Source organism: Cyclobacterium lianum (genome assembly GCF_900143075.1).
In the GTDB taxonomy this organism is placed as follows: domain Bacteria; phylum Bacteroidota; class Bacteroidia; order Cytophagales; family Cyclobacteriaceae; genus Cyclobacterium; species Cyclobacterium lianum.
Genome location: NZ_FRCY01000006.1, coordinates 170053 through 186961, shown reverse-complemented (window position 1 = coordinate 186961; position 16909 = coordinate 170053). Strand labels below are relative to the sequence as shown.

General features: G+C 48.7%; 11 protein-coding genes. 9 read left to right on the top strand and 2 right to left on the bottom strand.

What is annotated here, in order from left to right; genetic code table 11:
• Nucleotides 1-47 precede the first annotated feature (47 nt).
• From BUB19_RS12065 to BUB19_RS24180, 4 genes are all read left to right on the top strand, one after another.
• The gene (locus BUB19_RS12065) at nucleotides 48-1814 is read left to right on the top strand and encodes a hypothetical protein (protein WP_073094799.1); all 1767 of its coding nucleotides are present in this window, start codon (nucleotides 48-50) and stop codon (nucleotides 1812-1814) included.
• Between the two features lie 161 nt (nucleotides 1815-1975).
• Complete coding sequence (locus BUB19_RS12060; RefSeq protein WP_218588561.1) at nucleotides 1976-3535, top strand: sulfatase family protein; 1560 nt, start codon at nucleotides 1976-1978, stop codon at nucleotides 3533-3535.
• A gap of 181 nt (nucleotides 3536-3716) precedes the next feature.
• Nucleotides 3717-6449, top strand: a complete 2733-nt coding sequence (locus tag BUB19_RS12055) for a DUF6797 domain-containing protein (protein ID WP_073094911.1) — start codon at nucleotides 3717-3719, stop codon at nucleotides 6447-6449.
• An 8-nt stretch (nucleotides 6450-6457) separates the two neighbouring features.
• Nucleotides 6458-6613: a hypothetical protein gene (locus tag BUB19_RS24180; RefSeq protein WP_178371486.1), complete on the top strand. Its 156-nt coding sequence runs from the start codon at nucleotides 6458-6460 to the stop codon at nucleotides 6611-6613.
• Here BUB19_RS24180 and BUB19_RS12050 read toward each other — a convergent pair.
• Complete coding sequence (locus tag BUB19_RS12050) at nucleotides 6598-8166, bottom strand: L-serine ammonia-lyase, iron-sulfur-dependent, subunit alpha (protein ID WP_073094798.1); 1569 nt, start codon at nucleotides 8164-8166, stop codon at nucleotides 6598-6600. The genes BUB19_RS24180 and BUB19_RS12050 overlap by 16 nt on opposite strands.
• Nucleotides 8167-8338: 172 nt before the next feature.
• On the opposite strand from BUB19_RS12050, the gene BUB19_RS12045 reads away from it, so the two are divergent.
• From BUB19_RS12045 to BUB19_RS12020, 5 genes are all read left to right on the top strand, one after another.
• Nucleotides 8339-9220 (top strand): AraC family transcriptional regulator, encoded by an 882-nt coding sequence (locus tag BUB19_RS12045; RefSeq protein ID WP_178371485.1) that lies wholly within the window; start codon nucleotides 8339-8341, stop codon nucleotides 9218-9220.
• Between the two features lie 225 nt (nucleotides 9221-9445).
• Entirely contained in the window at nucleotides 9446-11674 is a 2229-nt protein-coding gene (locus BUB19_RS12035) for a S9 family peptidase (RefSeq protein ID WP_073094795.1), read from the top strand.
• 89 nt (nucleotides 11675-11763) lie between these two features.
• Entirely contained in the window at nucleotides 11764-12681 is a 918-nt protein-coding gene (locus tag BUB19_RS12030; RefSeq protein WP_073094910.1) for a dihydrodipicolinate synthase family protein, read from the top strand.
• Nucleotides 12682-12765: 84 nt separating this feature from the next.
• Nucleotides 12766-14154 carry an aminopeptidase P family protein gene (locus tag BUB19_RS12025; protein ID WP_073094794.1) on the top strand — a complete coding sequence of 463 codons (1389 nt, stop codon included), beginning with the start codon at nucleotides 12766-12768 and terminating at the stop codon, nucleotides 14152-14154.
• A gap of 88 nt (nucleotides 14155-14242) precedes the next feature.
• Complete coding sequence (locus BUB19_RS12020; RefSeq protein ID WP_073094793.1) at nucleotides 14243-15727, top strand: bifunctional ADP-dependent NAD(P)H-hydrate dehydratase/NAD(P)H-hydrate epimerase; 1485 nt, start codon at nucleotides 14243-14245, stop codon at nucleotides 15725-15727.
• On the opposite strand, the gene BUB19_RS12015 is transcribed toward BUB19_RS12020, so the two are convergent.
• Nucleotides 15721-16905, bottom strand: coding sequence for a PQQ-dependent sugar dehydrogenase (locus BUB19_RS12015; RefSeq protein ID WP_245802840.1), 1185 nt, complete (start codon nucleotides 16903-16905; stop codon nucleotides 15721-15723). The genes BUB19_RS12020 and BUB19_RS12015 overlap by 7 nt on opposite strands.
• Nucleotides 16906-16909: the final 4 nt, after the last annotated feature.

Sequence of the window (16909 nt, the reverse complement as noted above, 5' to 3'; positions counted from 1 at the left end):
CAATCACCGGAAGCAGAAATCAGGACCAACAAATCATATAAAACGTGATGTATATAAGAGTTTTAGTAAGTGCAGTGTTACTGGGAATCAGTGGGTTGATGGTGCATGTGTCAGACGGCCCAGGGAAAAAATCAACGAAAGAAACCTATGAAATATCGCAAAAAGCCAATGGCCTTCATGGATATATTGGCTACAGTTCGCCCAGACGCCCTGATGGTTTTGGAGCCGGGATCGGTTTCTATACCGCGGTCTGGCCGTTGGTAGAAAAGCCACTTGCAGGCTTCCAGATCGGATTGCCCGGTAATTGGATCATACCTGACAATCCCGGCAATAAGGACATTCCCTGCTGCCCGGAAGGTACCATTGCGAGGACCTGGGAGCCCAGAGGCCCTACCTGGGCCAGCGTATTTCAGACTCAGGAAGGAGGATTGGGTTATTGGCGGGGCAATCGGTACCACTACGGACCGCCCAAATTTAGCATGAACGGAGTACCCAACTGCTACAATTCGGAAATTGCGTCGCCAGGCTGGCCCTTCTTCTACCGGGCTGAGGCCCTGCCGGACGATGAGCTGGGTATTGCCCAATTGAGCAACCGCATATTGGTACCACCAGATGGGATCACCTTTGTGGAGGATCTGGATGGCAAATTCCTGGGCTATACCCATATGATGCTGCCGCTGACAGACAAAAGGCCGGGTCCGCCACCGACCGGAGACCATAGCTGGACCCTTTTTCTCAATGCGGCAAATTTTAAAGGCCCGGTAGCCTATTATATTCCCGAAATGTGGAGCCGCCTCTCAAAGGATTATCCGTTGATAGAAGGGATGGGCCTGGATGCACGTGAAGGAACTATGGGAGGCGGCGGAGCTATGGAAATCAATACGGTACCTTCCTTTGAAATGAAAACCGCAAAGGGGGAATTGTATATCAAGATTCCCCAATTACAGTTTCCTGTGGATGAAAATGGCAGATCAGTGCTCGTTCAGGACGTGACCTATTATTCCAGAGATGCATTGTACAATCCGGTCAGGGATTGGAAAAATGGAGGGGATGCCGTGTCCGGAGCATTCAGTGAAGCCCATTCCTGGAGACCTGAAATCAGTCCCAGAAAGATTTCTCTGGATCAGGGAGCTCAGCTAAATGCCGGGGGTACCAGGCTGGGAAAAATGGAAGAGCTGGTACAAACCATTGTCAGCGAGGATAATGCCTTTGGATTGCAATGGCGAGACAACCCCTATACGGCCAAAGGCTTGTTTCCGCAGTATTTCAAACAGGAGGGAGACCAACGTATCCCGATTCCAGAGGCAGAAGTACCTGCCGAACTGAAAGCCAGCACCTTTGCGCCGGCCGGTTCGGAAGAACAGTATATCAACTGGCGGGATGGAAATGAAATCGTCCCGGGAAATTTCAGAATTGACAAAGACCTTCCCTATACCTCTCCGGAGGATGGCGCCTGGACAACACCTGGACCCGCTTCAGATGCCATTTCGGTTGACCTAACGGATGGATCGACTGTCACCTACAAATGGTACCGTTTTATAGACCAACCTTCTTTTCAGCAATTTGACTGGACCAGGGAAGAGAAAGAAGCGCTGCAGGGACTGGTAGAGAAAATCCATGAAAACTGGACAATTGACAAAACCTACATGGTTCCACCTTCATCAGGAGACCTGGTCGCCATAGACCCGGCCCTGATTCTTACGCCACCCGCCGGTATGGAGGTGGGCTATGTACCGATTGTCGTGCGGCAGGAACGCACAATGTCCGCGTCGGATCTCAGGGAGATGAAAGATGCACCATTAGCGGATTTATGAGGTAAATAACCAGATTAAGTATAGTACCGGTTGGCTAAACAGGATTCGATCAGCATTTTTTTAGCCACTATAATCACCCACTTAAACCCAAAAGATACCGGTAGCTTTTGGGTTTTGCCTGACTGTTTGATCCCGAAAGTAATGCAATAGGATGTAAATTTATGAATAGGAATACAAAATGGTTGTTGTTATTGTTACTTTGGATTTTTTATCCGGAACTGGCGCATTCGAACGCAACTGAGGCTCCCCGTCCCAACATGATTATTTTTCTGACCGATGACCTGGGTTATGGCGATTTGGGTAGCTATGGTCACCCCTTCATTCAGACCCCCCATTTAGACCGGTTTGCGGAAGAAGGGGTGCGTATGACCGACATGCATGCGGCTGCCACGGTTTGTTCACCCTCCCGCGCAGCCATACTCACCGGCAGGAATGGGTACCGGAGCGGGTTTTACAATATTGCGGGGTTTTTTGGTACCACCCTGAGTAAGCAGGAAATTACCCTCGCCCAATTGCTGCAGGATGTGGGTTATCAGACCGCTTTTTTCGGCAAATGGCACCTGTCGAAGCTGGAATCACACGATGAAGTCTCAGTCAACGAAATGGGCTTTGACTATTCGCTGGCTACCTCTGTCAATGCCTTTGGTACAGGTCCGAAAAATCCCGAAAAATTTATGAGAAATGGCGTTCCTGAGGGAATGATCGAAGGTTGGTATGCAGATATTGTTTCCAGGGAAGCTTCGGACTGGATTGCTAACAAAAGGGACAAAAATAAGCCCTTTTTTGTCATTATTTCTACCAATGAGCCGCATACGCCCATAGACCCACCCCAAAATTTTGCAGAGATGTATGCCTCGGAAGATGGACACAGCCTGGCGCAGCAGTTGTCTTACGGCAGAGTAAAACGACACGGGAGGGATATTGCTGAGTATGCGAAGGAGTACTATGGCACCGTGTCTCAGGTAGACCATGTGTTCGGTGGCCTGATGGATTTTATTGAAAGACAGGGACTAAAAGACAGTACCCTGGTCATTTTTACCAGCGACAATGGCCCCGAGTATCCGGTGACACTGGATGAGTCAAACGGTGAATGGGAGGATCCCATTCGTGACAGGTGTTTTGGATCACCCGGGCCGCTTCGTGGAATGAAGCGGTTTCCCTATGAGGGTGGGCATCGCGTTCCCGGTCTGATACGCTGGCCCGGTCACATACCGGCTGGCACGGTAAGTGACCAATTGTTCAATGGTACAGATTTTCTGCCCACACTGTGTAAGCTTGCCGGGGCGGATGTTCCCCAGGACAGAACCATTGATGGAACGGATGCTTTCAATGCATTTCTGGGCAAAGACTATGAGCGTAAGATTTTACCCATATGGTTTTTTCTCCTCAACGCCTCCCACATGCCTGGCATGGCCCAGATGGCCATGCGATATCAGGATTATGTGCTTGTGGGCAAACTTGCACCCAGGCGGGAAAATTTTACAGGCTACCCTTCAGCGGATACTTATCCGGCAGTAGATTGGCTGAAGACCTCAGTTCCGGATACCTTTGAGTTGTACCATATCAAAGATGATCCAGGACAATGCAATGATATTTCATCAGAGAAATACGATACCTTCATTGAGTTGATCCCAAAAATGCAAACGCTATGGCTGGACATCCGAAATGAAGGTCCCTGGTGGGGTCGGCTTTCTGGCTCCTCAGATAATAATGGTTTTTAATTATCCGGTTTTGACTTATATTTTGAAAAATAAACGTCTTTTGGCAGCAGCATCGCAAAAAAATAAACAAAAAGTCCCGGAAGGGATGATAGAAAATGCATTTTCCCCAAAGCCCCTCCTGAAGGATCCTGTTTCCGGCCAGGAAAGTATAAAGGAGTTTGTGAACACGAAAATTAAACAGATGAAGATAAAATTTACTATTTGTTGTATCCCGCTGATGGTATTGACCATTCTGTCCTGTAATAAAAGTGATAATCAGAATGCTTTACCGGATACTTCGGAAGCGGAATTTATATTGCAGCGAGCTGATCTCCCGGACTACGAGCAAAATATCGATCATAAAGCCCTGTTGCAGGCTTTGGGAGACCGGCATGGAGAGTCCATGCGAACGGGCGAACACATTTATTCCAATACCTGTGTTACCTGTCATGGAAATATGGAAGAGGAAGGATCCTTGCCTACGGCATTTAAATTCTGGTCAGGCGCGTTTAAGGTAGGAAATGACCCCTATTCTATCTACCAGACACTCACCCGGGGCCATGGGGCAATGCCTCCGCAGGTAAATCTCACTCCGGTGGAGAAATACGATGTGATCCACTACATCCGGGAAACATTTGTGGCGAAGGAGAATCCCGACCAATACTTTGAAATCAACGAGGCCTATCTGGCCGGCCTGCCTGCGGGCACCAGCATGGGGCCGGAACCGAGAGAATACAAGCCCTGGGCGGAAGTGGACTATGGCAATTTCCTGATCAATACCTATGAACTGGTAGATGAGGATGCACCACCCAGGGAGCGCTCCACAGGTCCTGTACAGCCTCTTCCGGACGAGGATTTCAGTGAGGCGAATTTTGCCTATAAAGGTATCGCTGTTCGCCTGGACCAGGGTCCGGGTGGTGTGGCCGCAGGAAGGGCCTGGATGATGTTTGACCACGACCTGATGCGCATGGCAGGGGCCTGGACCGGAAAAGGTTTTATTGACTGGGAAGCCATCCTTTTTAACGAGAAGCACAACATTTCTCCAAGGACGATCGGTAAACTCCATGTAGAAAACGAGACTGGACCAGGCTGGGCCCATCCGGAGACAGGCAGCTTTGAAGATCCCAGATTTCAGGCCAGGGACGGGAGGAAATTTGGTCCGCTTCCCAGGGATTGGGCCCATTTTGAGGGCATGTATCCCTTTAAGGACCAACTTATCATGAAATATACCGTCGGAAAAGCCAGCATACTGGAAACATTTGGCCTGGATTCGTTGGACAAGCAACCGGTATTTACCCGTACCCTGAACGTCATCCCGGCAGGCGGTTTGTTGAAAATGCGGGTGGCCAAGTCCGAAACGGCCGTAGCCCTTACCGGTGAAGGCGCAAGTCTTACGGAGGAAAACGGGTATCAGGTGGTAAGCATAACTTCCTCATCACCGGTAAGTATAAAGATTTTCCTGGCGAATGCCGGAGTCACAGGATTGCAGCAATGGGTGCGTTCAAGAACTCCTCCGGCCTCCCTCGAAAAATTTACCAGGGGTGGTCCTGCACGTTTCCCTCAGGTGCTGAAAACAAATATCATCCCTGGGGAACAGGAAGGAGCATTTCAGGTGGATATACTCAATCCCCCCTTTAACAGTCCCTGGAAAAACCAGCTTCGACTGAGTGGACTGGATTTTTTTCGGGATCGCAACAAAGCGGTCGTCTGTGCTGCAGATGGAGATGTGTGGCTGGTAGAAGGCTTCACGGAAAACGAGCAGCAGCTTAGCTGGCAGCGGATAGCCTCGGGCCTGTTTCAGCCTTTAGGCATCAAGGTAATTGATGAAGAGGTCTTTGTTACCTGCAGAGATCAGATCGTTCGCTTGCATGATTACAACGGAGATAATGAGGCAGACTTTTACGAAAGTTTCAACAATGACCACCAGGTGACAGATCATTTCCATGAATTTGCCATGGGCCTGCAGGCAGATGCAACGGGAAACCTTTACTATGCCAAAAGTGCCCGTCATGCCCGGGAAGCGTTGGTTCCGCAGCATGGCACATTGATCCGGGTAAGTCCGGATGGGAAAAAGTCCAGCATCATCGCAACCGGTTTCAGGGCTGCAAACGGCGTTTGTCTCAATCCGGATGGCTCTTTTATCGTCACAGACCAGGAGGGACACTGGAACCCCATGAACAGAATCAACTGGGTAGAAGAGGGGGGCTTTTATGGCAATATGTTTGGTTTTGACCCACCTGCAGACAGCACAGATGCGGGCATGGAACAGCCGCTGGTATGGGTGGAGCGGGAGAGAGACCGCTCACCTTCCGAATTGCTCTGGGTAGATAGTGAAAAATGGGGGCCATTGAATGGCAAGCTCCTGAGTTTTTCATATGGTTATGGCAAGGTATATCTGGTGCCTTTCGAAGAGGTAGATGGGCAGGTGCAGGGAGGTATCGTCGAATTGCCTTTGCCCCGTTTTGCTACCGGCGTGATGCGCGGTCGGTTCAATCCGGAAGATGGGCACCTGTACCTTTGTGGCCTGTCCGCCTGGGGCTCTACCCAGCCGCAGTTGGGGGGACTCTACCGCATCCGTATGACTGACAAGCCCCTGCATGTGCCGGTGGGTATTGAGGCACAGCAGGATGGGGTATTGCTTACCTTTACGGAGCAGCTCGATGAGATAACCGCCAGGTCCGCAGACAACTACCAGGTCGCTACCTGGGATTTGTTGAGGTCCAGAAAATACGGATCGAAGCACTATAATGAGCAGGAACTGCAGATCAGTGAGGTTGAGCTAGGTTCCGATGGCAAATCGGTGAAGCTGAAGATTCCCGGGATAGAACCCACCTGGGTGATGGAAATCAACTATCAGTTGAAAAGCGGGGAGGGAGCATCCCTGGAAGGCGTGGTACAAAATACCATTCACCAGTTGGGGAATGTACCTTCATAGCCCCGGGTATGCCCCGATCTGCATCGGCAGCACCGCTGTTTAAGAGGTGCGATGCCGCATCCGGACCTACAGGAATGGTATCCGCCTTTATGCGAATGCCCCTGGCAAATGAATCCCGTTTTGCCACTTCCGCCATTTCCATCGGCGATCAGCAGCTTTTGTAAAATTGTCCTTTTCCCAGTTTGCGTTCGATCTCTTTGGCAGTTTTGGTGATCGACAAGCCGCCCAGGTTGGTGCACCTGAGTGTATTCGGTATACTTTTACCTACCTCGTACATGGTTTCGATGACTTCATCCAGCGGGATCAGGTGATCATAATCAGCCAGAGCCATATTGGCGCAGGAAAGGGCATTGGAAGCAGCCATGACGTTTTTGTTCAGACAAGGAGCCTCTACACGGTTACCGATGGGATCACAGATCATGCCCAGTGAACTCTGAAGGGCCATGGAAGCGGCGGAGATACTTTGGTCCGAATTTCCCCCGGCCAGAAACACAATAGCGGCGGCAGCCATCGAAGATCCGGACCCACATTCTGCCTGGCATCCACCAACTTCAGCGGCAAAGGTGGAATGTGCCGCAATGAAGACGCCGATCAGCCCAGCGATCATCAGCGCCTTTACCGTATCTTCATCCGAAAGCCCCAGGGCCTCTGAGACAGCCAGCACCGCACCGGGCATGGCGCCGCAGGAACCTGCCGTCGGAGCGGCTACGATTACCCCCATGGAGCTCTTGACTTCCATGATGGCAGAAACGTACATGATGATTTTATTAAGTACCTCCCCGTCCACCAGTTGCTTGCTTTCCATCAGGGATTTAAACCTAACGGATTGGGGCCCCAGAATGCGATCCTCATAGGTAGTGCCCCTAACTCCGGTGCTGACAGCATCCTTCATGATTACCCGAATGTTGTTCATCTTTGCCAGAACCTCTTCCTCGCTGATGTTACCCCTGATGCTTTCATACCTAACTGCCAATTCCCAAAGGCTAAGATTTTTGTCCTTGTTGTATGCCAGCATTTCCTCACAGGTGATAAAGGGAACCGATTGGTTTTTTTTGCTAAGTATGGGCAATACCGGTCTGATCAGCTTTACACTGTTCACGGTTTCCATACCTTGTAATTCTTCCAGCACAGCCTGCTCAGGGAAGTGTTCTGCCTTTATTTCTACAAATTGCGTTTCGCCACTATGTAGGTGCAGGTTGTCCGGTTCGTTTTCATGTTGCAGGTAGTCCCTGACCACTGCGGGATCCTTGCAGTAAACCAATGTGAGGAAGTAATCTCCACCATAGGAGACCTTTACCCCGTCGATTTCAATTACTTCAATCATGCCCCCACCGGTAGAGATAGCTGTAACCTGGTGTGTTTCCCAGGGATTGGATAAGGTGATTTTATAGGTATTGGGATGCGCGGCCTGTATGTCCCGGATATTGATTTCCACCCGAATACCGGCAGCGCCCATGTGTTGCTCTGAATGAACCAGTCGCTCATCGTCGGCTTCCCAGCCCAGGAAACCGCCAAATAAACCCATGTCGGAACCCTGATCCTTATGGGTGGTGGCAAGCGAACCTGCGGGGTCAAATTCAATATCAATCGAAGAAATGCTTCCTCCCATCAGATCATGGCAGATCCTTCCTATGCGGAGGGACGCTGCACAATGTGAACTGGATGGGCCTCGCATCACCGGCCCCACTACATCATTAAATATACTTGGAAAATTCATCTCATTGTCTCTTTTGATGGATACTCAATATAACACTAATCGCCTCGGATCTATTTTCAAATATTAGCCATTGTGTGTACTATCTTAACATTTTGCCTTTTCATTGTATGCTTTTTTGCAAAATTTCTCGTTTTCTGCTACATTAATGGTACCCATTTACCTTAATTCTCTCATGCAACCATTACATTTTAAAGTACCGAAATTAGAAGAAGAAACCATAAGGGTAGAGTGCTGGGATCTGGATAATTTCTTTGAACCCATACACTACCATGAAGAATTTCAAATCAGCTTGATACTGGAGGGAGAAGGGTCACTTTTCGTAGCGGAAAGTGTAGTCCCTTTTAAAAAAAATGAAATATACTTATTGGGAAAGAACCTACCCCACGTATTCAGAAACAAACATGTAGACTTTGGCAATCCGGATCATAGAAAATCGAAAGCGGTTTCGGTATTTTTTAATCAGGATGTACTCAAAAATTCTCTCAGCGAAATTCCGGAGGCTTACTCCATCAAGCGCCTGATTGATTTTGCAGTGTATGGCGTGAAGATATCTGCCGATATGGAAGAAGGCCTCAGTGTCAAACTGAAGTCACTTCCTGATAAGAATTCATTTGAAAGGTTTCTCGGACTGCTGGACATCCTCCAATGTATTTCCCGGGACAACAACCTGAATTTCATTTCCTCTCTCGGCGTTCCCATTCATTCTGTCCAGGAAAATTTACCGAAAATAAATTTGGTTTTTGAATACATCCGCAATCATTTTAGCGAAAAGATCACTTTGAAGCAGGTAGCAGAAATGGTAAACATGTCGCCCACTGCTTTCTGCAGGTATTTTAAATACAAAAGTCAAAAGACCTTTTCCAGGTTCCTGATTGAGGTAAGGATTGCCAATGCCTGCCGGCTGCTGTATCAGGACGATTTTAACACTTCTGAGTGTTGCTACAGCTCCGGCTACAACAACCTGTCCAATTTCCACAAGCATTTCAAAAGTGTAACAGGAATGACGCCCCTTGAGTACAGAAACAATATATTGAAGAAATCTACCGTCCAGTAAACTTTCCGGCCGATTTGCCCCCATTAAGTCAGAAATAAGACCAGGGCAGCGGTCCTTTCTAGATAATATCTGTTGATCGCTAAAATACCATACCATTTGGCTAAAATGGTGGAATAGTTAATGCCATCAAATACCATATCTTTATGCCTGTAGTTTGCTGTCTTTGATTGAATCAGGATCAGCAATTTTTGGATATGGTATGGTACAGGCATTAATTTAGATCAAATGAAAAAGATTGTTTTTCTAATTACCATTTTTTTCACATTTGCCGCTACGGTTTTTTCTCAATCTACCTTGAGCCTCGAGCAGATTTATGCCGGGGAAAACTTCAGGCAAAAGCAATTTGGTCCCGTCAGGTGGATGAAAGATGCCGGGGGATATTCGAGCGTACTACCAAATCAGGAAGGGGAGGGCGAGGATATCGTCCGATATGATGCTGCTTCCAATAGCAGGACCACACTGGTATCAGCGGCTGAGCTTGTTCCTGAAGGGTTAACGGAGCCCTTGCATGTGGCAGATTATCATTGGTCTGCAGACAATAGCAAGTTACTGGTTTTCACCAATACAAGAAAAGTATGGCGATATCATACCCGTGGGGATTATTGGGTATTGGATCAGGAAAGCCGGCAATTGAGGAAGCTTGGTAAAGGCCTGCCGGGCAGCAGTCTGATGTTTGCCAAATTTTCGCCGGATGCCTCCAGAGTAGCCTACGTGAGTGAACACAATATATACGTGGAATCGCTGCGTTCGGGAGAAATCACTCAACTCACTACGGATGGAGGAGAAGATATTATCAATGGCACCTTTGACTGGGTGTATGAAGAGGAGCTGGGATGCAGGGATGGCTTTAGGTGGAGTCCGGATGGAGAAAGTATCGCCTATTGGCATTCAGATACCCGGGACATTGGTACATTTTATCTGATCAACAATATTGATTCCATTTATTCCAGACCCATACCGCTGCCTTATCCAAAGGTGGGAGAGAAACTTTCGGCGGTCAAAGTAGGACTGGTGTCCGCAAATGGAGGGGAAAGCAAATGGTTTGACATTCCCGGAGACCCTCAAAATAACTACCTGGCCAGGATGGACTTTATCCCGGGTAGTGATGAACTGCTGATTCAGCAGTTAAACCGGCGGCAGAATACCAACACGGTTTGGATTGCAGACAGCAGAGACCTGTCTCTGAGCCCAATTCTGAAAGAAAAGGACGACGCATTTCTGGATATTCACGACAACCTGATATGGCTGGAAGATGAACAGTTTTTTACCTGGACCAGTGAAAGGGATGGCTGGCGCCATCTTTACAAGGTGTCCCGGTCCGGAGACTCTATCACGCTGCTTACAAAGGGCGATTTTGATGTGGAAAGGATCAGCCACATTGACCCTGCCGGAGGATACGTTTACTATATCGCTTCTCCGGACAATTTCACCCAGCGATATTTGTACCGCAGCCGCCTCGACCAAAGCGGGTCGGCAGAAAGGATCACGCCAATGGATCAGCCGGGTCAGCATTCCTATCAAATATCGCCCGATGCCCGCTTTGCCATCCACAGCTTCCAGAATGCCGGAACGCCCCCGGTGATTTCACTGGTGGACCTTCCAGCACACAACACCCTGCGGGTTTTGGAAAGCAATCAGTCACTGAAGGATAAGTACAATCAGTTGGGGTTAAGTCCCAAGGAATTTTTCAAGGTGGACATAGGAGAGGTGGTATTAGATGCATTTATGATAAGGCCGGCCAATTTTGACCCGGTCAAAAAATATCCGCTAATATGCTATGTCTATGGAGAACCGGCGGGAGCCACCGTACAGGATAGCTGGATGAACGGTGATCTCTGGCACCAATACCTTTCCCAACTGGGGTATGTTGTCATCAGCATCGACAACCGGGGCACAAAGACACCCAGAGGCAGGGATTGGCGAAAGTCCATATATGGGCAAATCGGTATTCTGGCCGCAAAGGATCAATATCATGCCACAAAGCAGATCCTCTCCACTTACGATTTTATCGACAGCAGCAGGGTAGGTATATGGGGCTGGAGTGGAGGCGGACAAATGACTTTAAACTGCATGTTCCGATATCCTGAGTTGTATAAAACCGGAATTGCCGTGGCATTCGTATCGGATCAAAGGCTCTACGATGCCACTTATCAGGAAAGGTACATGGGGCTGTTAGGAGAGAATGAATCCGGTTATTTCGATGGATCTCCCATCAACCACGCGGGTAACCTGGAGGGAAACCTGCTGATCATGCACGGTACCGCCGATGACAATGTGCATTATCAGAGTTATGAAATGTTGGTTGACAAGCTGATTGCTCATGACAAACTGTTTTCAATGATGTCCTATCCCATGCGTGCCCACGGGATCAATGAGCGGGAGAATACCTCCCTTCACCTGAGGCGTACCATGGAAAAATTCTGGTTGGAGAATCTGGCGCCGGGAGGCCGGTAATGCCCGAAAATAGCTGACTGAAAATAAAGTTTTTGAAATTGCAGAATTGTACTTGAATTAAAACATTGTTTACCACAAAAAATAAAGCTATGATACATTGGAAAGGAGTATTTCCAGCCATTACCACCAAGTTTACCGCTGAAGACCAGCTGGACTTGAAAGCCTTTCATGCCAATATCAAAGTACAAATGAAAGCCGGAGTAGACGGTATTGTTATCGGAGGAAGCCTGGGAGAGGCGAGTACCCTCACAGATGCAGAAAAAGAGAAGCTGGTAAAATCTACCCTGGAGCTGGTAGCAGATAAAATTCCGCTGGTCCTGACGATCGCCGAACAATCTACCCGGAGGGCGATTGAGGTGGTGAAGTCGGCCAATGAGACTGGAGTAAAGGGGTTGATGGTTCTTCCCCCAATGCGGTACAAGGCAGATGACAGAGAGACGGTAGCCTTTTTCAAGGAGATTGCAGGCGCTACCGATCTGCCCATCATGATATACAATAACCCGGTTGACTACAGAATACTGGTGACCCTGGACATGTTCGAAGAATTGGCCTCCTGCCCGAATATCAATGCGGTGAAGGAATCTTCGCGTGATTTGACCGTGGTGACAAAAATGATCAACCGCTTTGGCGATCGCTTCAAAATCCTGGGAGGTGTAGATCCCCTGGCACTGGAAAGTCTGACATTGGGTGCGCATGGCTGGGTGGCAGGATTGGTTTGTGCTTTTCCCTACGAGACGGTAGCCATCTACCGGCTGGTGCAGGAGGGTAGGATCGAAGAGGCACGGGAGATTTACCGTTGGTTTTTTCCGTTATTGGAACTGGATATCCATCCCAAGCTGGTACAGTACATCAAGCTCGCTGAAGTGGCCACTGGAATGGGCACGGAATATGTGCGGGCCCCGAGGCTGATGCTTGCCGGCAAGGAACGTCAGCGGATTCTGAAAGTCATTGAGGATGCGCTTGCAGAAAGACCTGTACTTCCCACCTGGGAAAAGATTTCTCTCTGAAGAGCAATAATGAATAAATGTATTTAATTTGATGTTTCAGCTACAACCTTGCTGGTTGCGGTAATTTAAAGTGTCTGTTATCAAATGAAATTATTTTCAAGCAACACCTATCAGGAAAGACGGCAGCATTTAAAAAAATCCCTGAAGGGAGGAATTTTGTTGTTTGCCGGAAACGAAGAGAGCAGCAGTAATTTTAAAGACAACTGGTATCCATTCAGGCAGGATAGCTCATTCCTCTATTTTTTTGGTTTGGATTTACCAGGCCTGGTGGCAGTGATAGACCTGGATCTTGATGTGGAAATCATATTCGGAGACGAACTGACCACGGAAGAGCTGATCTGGCACGGTGAGAAAACAAAAATCGCTGATTTGGCCACAGCGGTTGGTGTAGCACAAACCCGTCCGTTAAAGGACCTGCAGCAATACCTGGATAATGGCAGAAAAAGGAAAATACACTACCTACCTCCATATCGGCCGGAAAATGTGCAGAAAATTGTTCATTGGCTGAATATCGATGTGGCGCAGGTTCCGGCTCAGGCTTCAGACGACTTTATCCGGGCAGTGGTGGCGTTGAGATCCATTAAATCCAATGAGGAAATAGCAGCAATCGATGAAGCGGTAAACACCAGCGTGAAAATGCACCGCCGGGTAATGCAACAGGCCGGAGCAGGCATGAAGGAATATGAATTGCGGGCCATGCTTACTGGAGAAGCCATGGCCGCAGGCGGAAACCTGTCATTTTTGCCCATTGTTACCATTGATGGTCAAATATTGCACAACCACAATTATTCCAATACGCTATCGGAAGGAAAGATGGTGCTTGGGGATTTCGGTGCGGAAAATGAGCTGCATTATGCAGGTGACATTACCCGTACCTTTCCCGTGGGAAAGAAATTTACGGAGCAGCAAAAAGAGATTTATCAGATCATCTACACTGCCCAGCAGGCTGCGGTGAGGGCCCTGAAGCCGGGAATTCGATTTTTGGATATTCACCTTCTGGCCTGTAAAAAATTAGCAGAGGGCTTGAAGGAGATGGGCCTGATGTGTGGAAATGTAGATGATGCCGTTGAGAATGGTGCGCATGCCCTTTTTTTTCAATGTGGACTGGGGCACATGATGGGCCTGGATGTGCATGACATGGAGGATCTGGGTGAGGAATATGTAGGCTACACTCCGACTTTGAAAAAAAGCACTCAGTTTGGTCTCAAATCTCTCCGGCTTGGCAAGGAGCTGGAAGCAGGAAATGTCGTTACCGTGGAGCCGGGCCTCTATTTCATACCTCAATTGATGGATCAGTGGGAAGCGGAAAAGTTGCATAAGGATTTTATAAATTATGGAAAGCTGACAAAATTTCGCAACTTTGGAGGCATCCGCATTGAGGATGGGTTTCACATCAATCCTGAGGGCTCATCGTTGCTGGGAGATCCACTGGAATCGACGATCGAGGAGATAGAGAGGCTTCGAAGCAAGTAAATGTTGCTGTGTAGGGAATAGCAGGAAGTGTGGAGCCATACCGGTAATCGGGACAAAACATCAGGCATATTTTAAACGACCCTGCAACATGCAAAAAATACTTTCAGGAAATCAGGTAAAAATCCTTGACCAGCAATACGTCTCGGGAGAAGGTATCAGCTCCTACCAACTCATGGAAAGGGCAGCCAATGCTTTCTGTGATTGGTTTGTTCCTCAATTTGATAAGGATAAAAATATTGCTGTCTATTGCGGAAAAGGCAATAATGGTGGGGATGGACTGGCGATAGCCAGGATATTAGCCCTGAAGGGGTACGCTGTGGCGGTAGGACTCTCAGGAGATCCGGAAACCGGTTCGGCGGATTTCCGACAAAATTTGCGCGTTTTGCCAGAAGTGATACCCTTGTCCGAATGGGATCAGGTGCAGCCCGCGGATATTGTGATCGACGCTGTTTTTGGGGTAGGGATCAATCGGCCGCTCGCCGGAGAATATCTGGCATTGATCCGAAAGCTGAATGATTATACCGGCATAAAAATAAGTATAGACATGCCCTCTGGGCTGCCGTCGGATGCCCCGGGTGAAGGAGAAATTTTCAGGGCAGACTACACGGTGAGTTTTCAATTTCCAAAAATCGCTTTGCTCTGCCCTGAACATGCCGCCTACAGCGGGAAATTGGTAGTCCGAAGCATTGGCATTTCCTCAGCATATTTTGAGGCATTTGAGTCCGGACAGTTTTTCTATTCCGGTGAAAAGCTACAGGAATACCACAAGACCTTTCATGCATTCAGCCATAAGGGTGACTTTGGCCGGGTGATGCTGGCTGGAGGTAGCTACGGAAAAATGGGTTCTATCTGTCTATCTGCCCGGGCTGCACTCAGGTCAGGGAGCGGTTTGGTATTTTGCCATGTCCCTGGGTGTGGGGTTGAGATCATGCAAACAGCGGTTCCGGAAGCCATGGTGATGGCGGGAGAGGTCGAAAAGGAAGTCGCCGGGCAGTTAGATACCACCGGGATAGACGCGATTGGGATTGGTCCGGGGCTTGGCAAAGGGGAACAGGCCTGTAATTTGGTCTATCAGGTGCTGAGCGAATACGAGGGGCCCACAGTGCTGGATGCAGATGCCCTTAATATTCTGGTCGACCATCCGGAATGGTTGAACCTGCTGCATCCGAAATTGATACTTACTCCACATGTGAAGGAATTTGAACGAATTACAGGCATAGCCTGTAAAAACCATTTTGAACGCATCAAACTAGCCGGCGACTTTGCCAGGAAATATGGATGTGTGCTGGTCTTGAAAGGTGCCTTCACGCTGGTATCTCTTCCGGATGGAAAGCAGATTTTTAATAATTCCGGGTCGGTTTATATGGCTACCGGAGGATCAGGAGACGTGCTTACCGGGATGCTTACCTCTTTTCTGGGCCAGGGGTACGGAATAGAAAACGCAGCCATATGCGGCGTATTTCACCATGGACATGCTGGTCAATTGGCCGGGAAAGCCCTTAGGAGAGGTACCATCGCTTCCGATATTATCGGGAAAATTCCGGAAAGTTTCTGCCAGTGGGGGATTCACTGAGCCTGTTCGAAGGTAAGTTTCAGTATTTTGTCATCGTGAATTTTCAATGCAGCCCGTCCATCAGTATTGCTGGTGGTCAGGTATAAATTTCCATCGGGTCCAACGGTGACATCTCTGAATCTGCCGTAAATTCCTTTGGAGGGCGCATAGGAAAACCACCGTTCGATACGCTTCACTTCATAGTCTTTTTCCTTATCAAAGACCAGGCGCACCAATGCCTGCCCACCCAGAGAGGCTACAAAGAGATCGCCTTTGTAAAAGGTCATGCCAGCCGGAGGGACTGCCGCCTGGTTCCAGATGGCCAGGGGATCTACATAGCTGCTCATACCTGGTGCGCCGACGACTACCGGCCAGCCGTGATTACCTCCTTTTTCTACCTTATTGATTTCATCCCGGTAGCGGACGCTTCCCTCTACTTCGGCTCCCGAGGGACCATGTTCAGAATTGAAAAAAGCACCCGTGTCCGGGTCCCAGGCAAAGCCTTGCACCACACGATGCCCGTAAGAGTATACCGGAGAATTCCCGAAGGGATTGTCTGCTGGAATTTCTCCTTCGTCCGTTATCCGGAGAATTTTGGAGGCGAGATGATTGATATCTTGTGCAAGAAAGGGCTGTGACATGTCTCCTGTGCCGATATACAGATTTTCATCCGGACCAAAAGCGATTCTACCGCCCAAATGTATGGCGTAGGCAGGAATATTGTCCATGATCACTTTGTCCACCCTGGCCGTGTTTCCCTGATTTTCCAGACGAAGCACCCGGCTCAGGAGCTGGTCTTCCTGATTGCGGTAGGCGTGCATGATATAAATCCAGTTGTTGTTTTCGAAGTCAGGATGTAATGCCAGACCCATCAGGCCGGCATCTACTTCATGCACCGCATCAGGAACATCAAAATAATGTTCCTGCTCCTGTTTCCCGGAAGGAATGCGAACAATATTTCCCGGTCTTTGAGCTACAAGGGCATCCCCGTTTGGCATGAATCTCAATGTCCATGGGATGGTAAGGCTGTCTACCCAGACCTCTACTTTTACCCCGGGTACCTCTGGTAGAAATACATCGCTTGTTTTCTGGGGTACTTCTCCTAAAATGGGTTGGGCTTTCTGGACATTGTCCTGGGCGATTGACCATAGGGGGCTCATGATGAGCAGTAGCAGGCTGATGGTATGTTTAGCGTTCACAGTC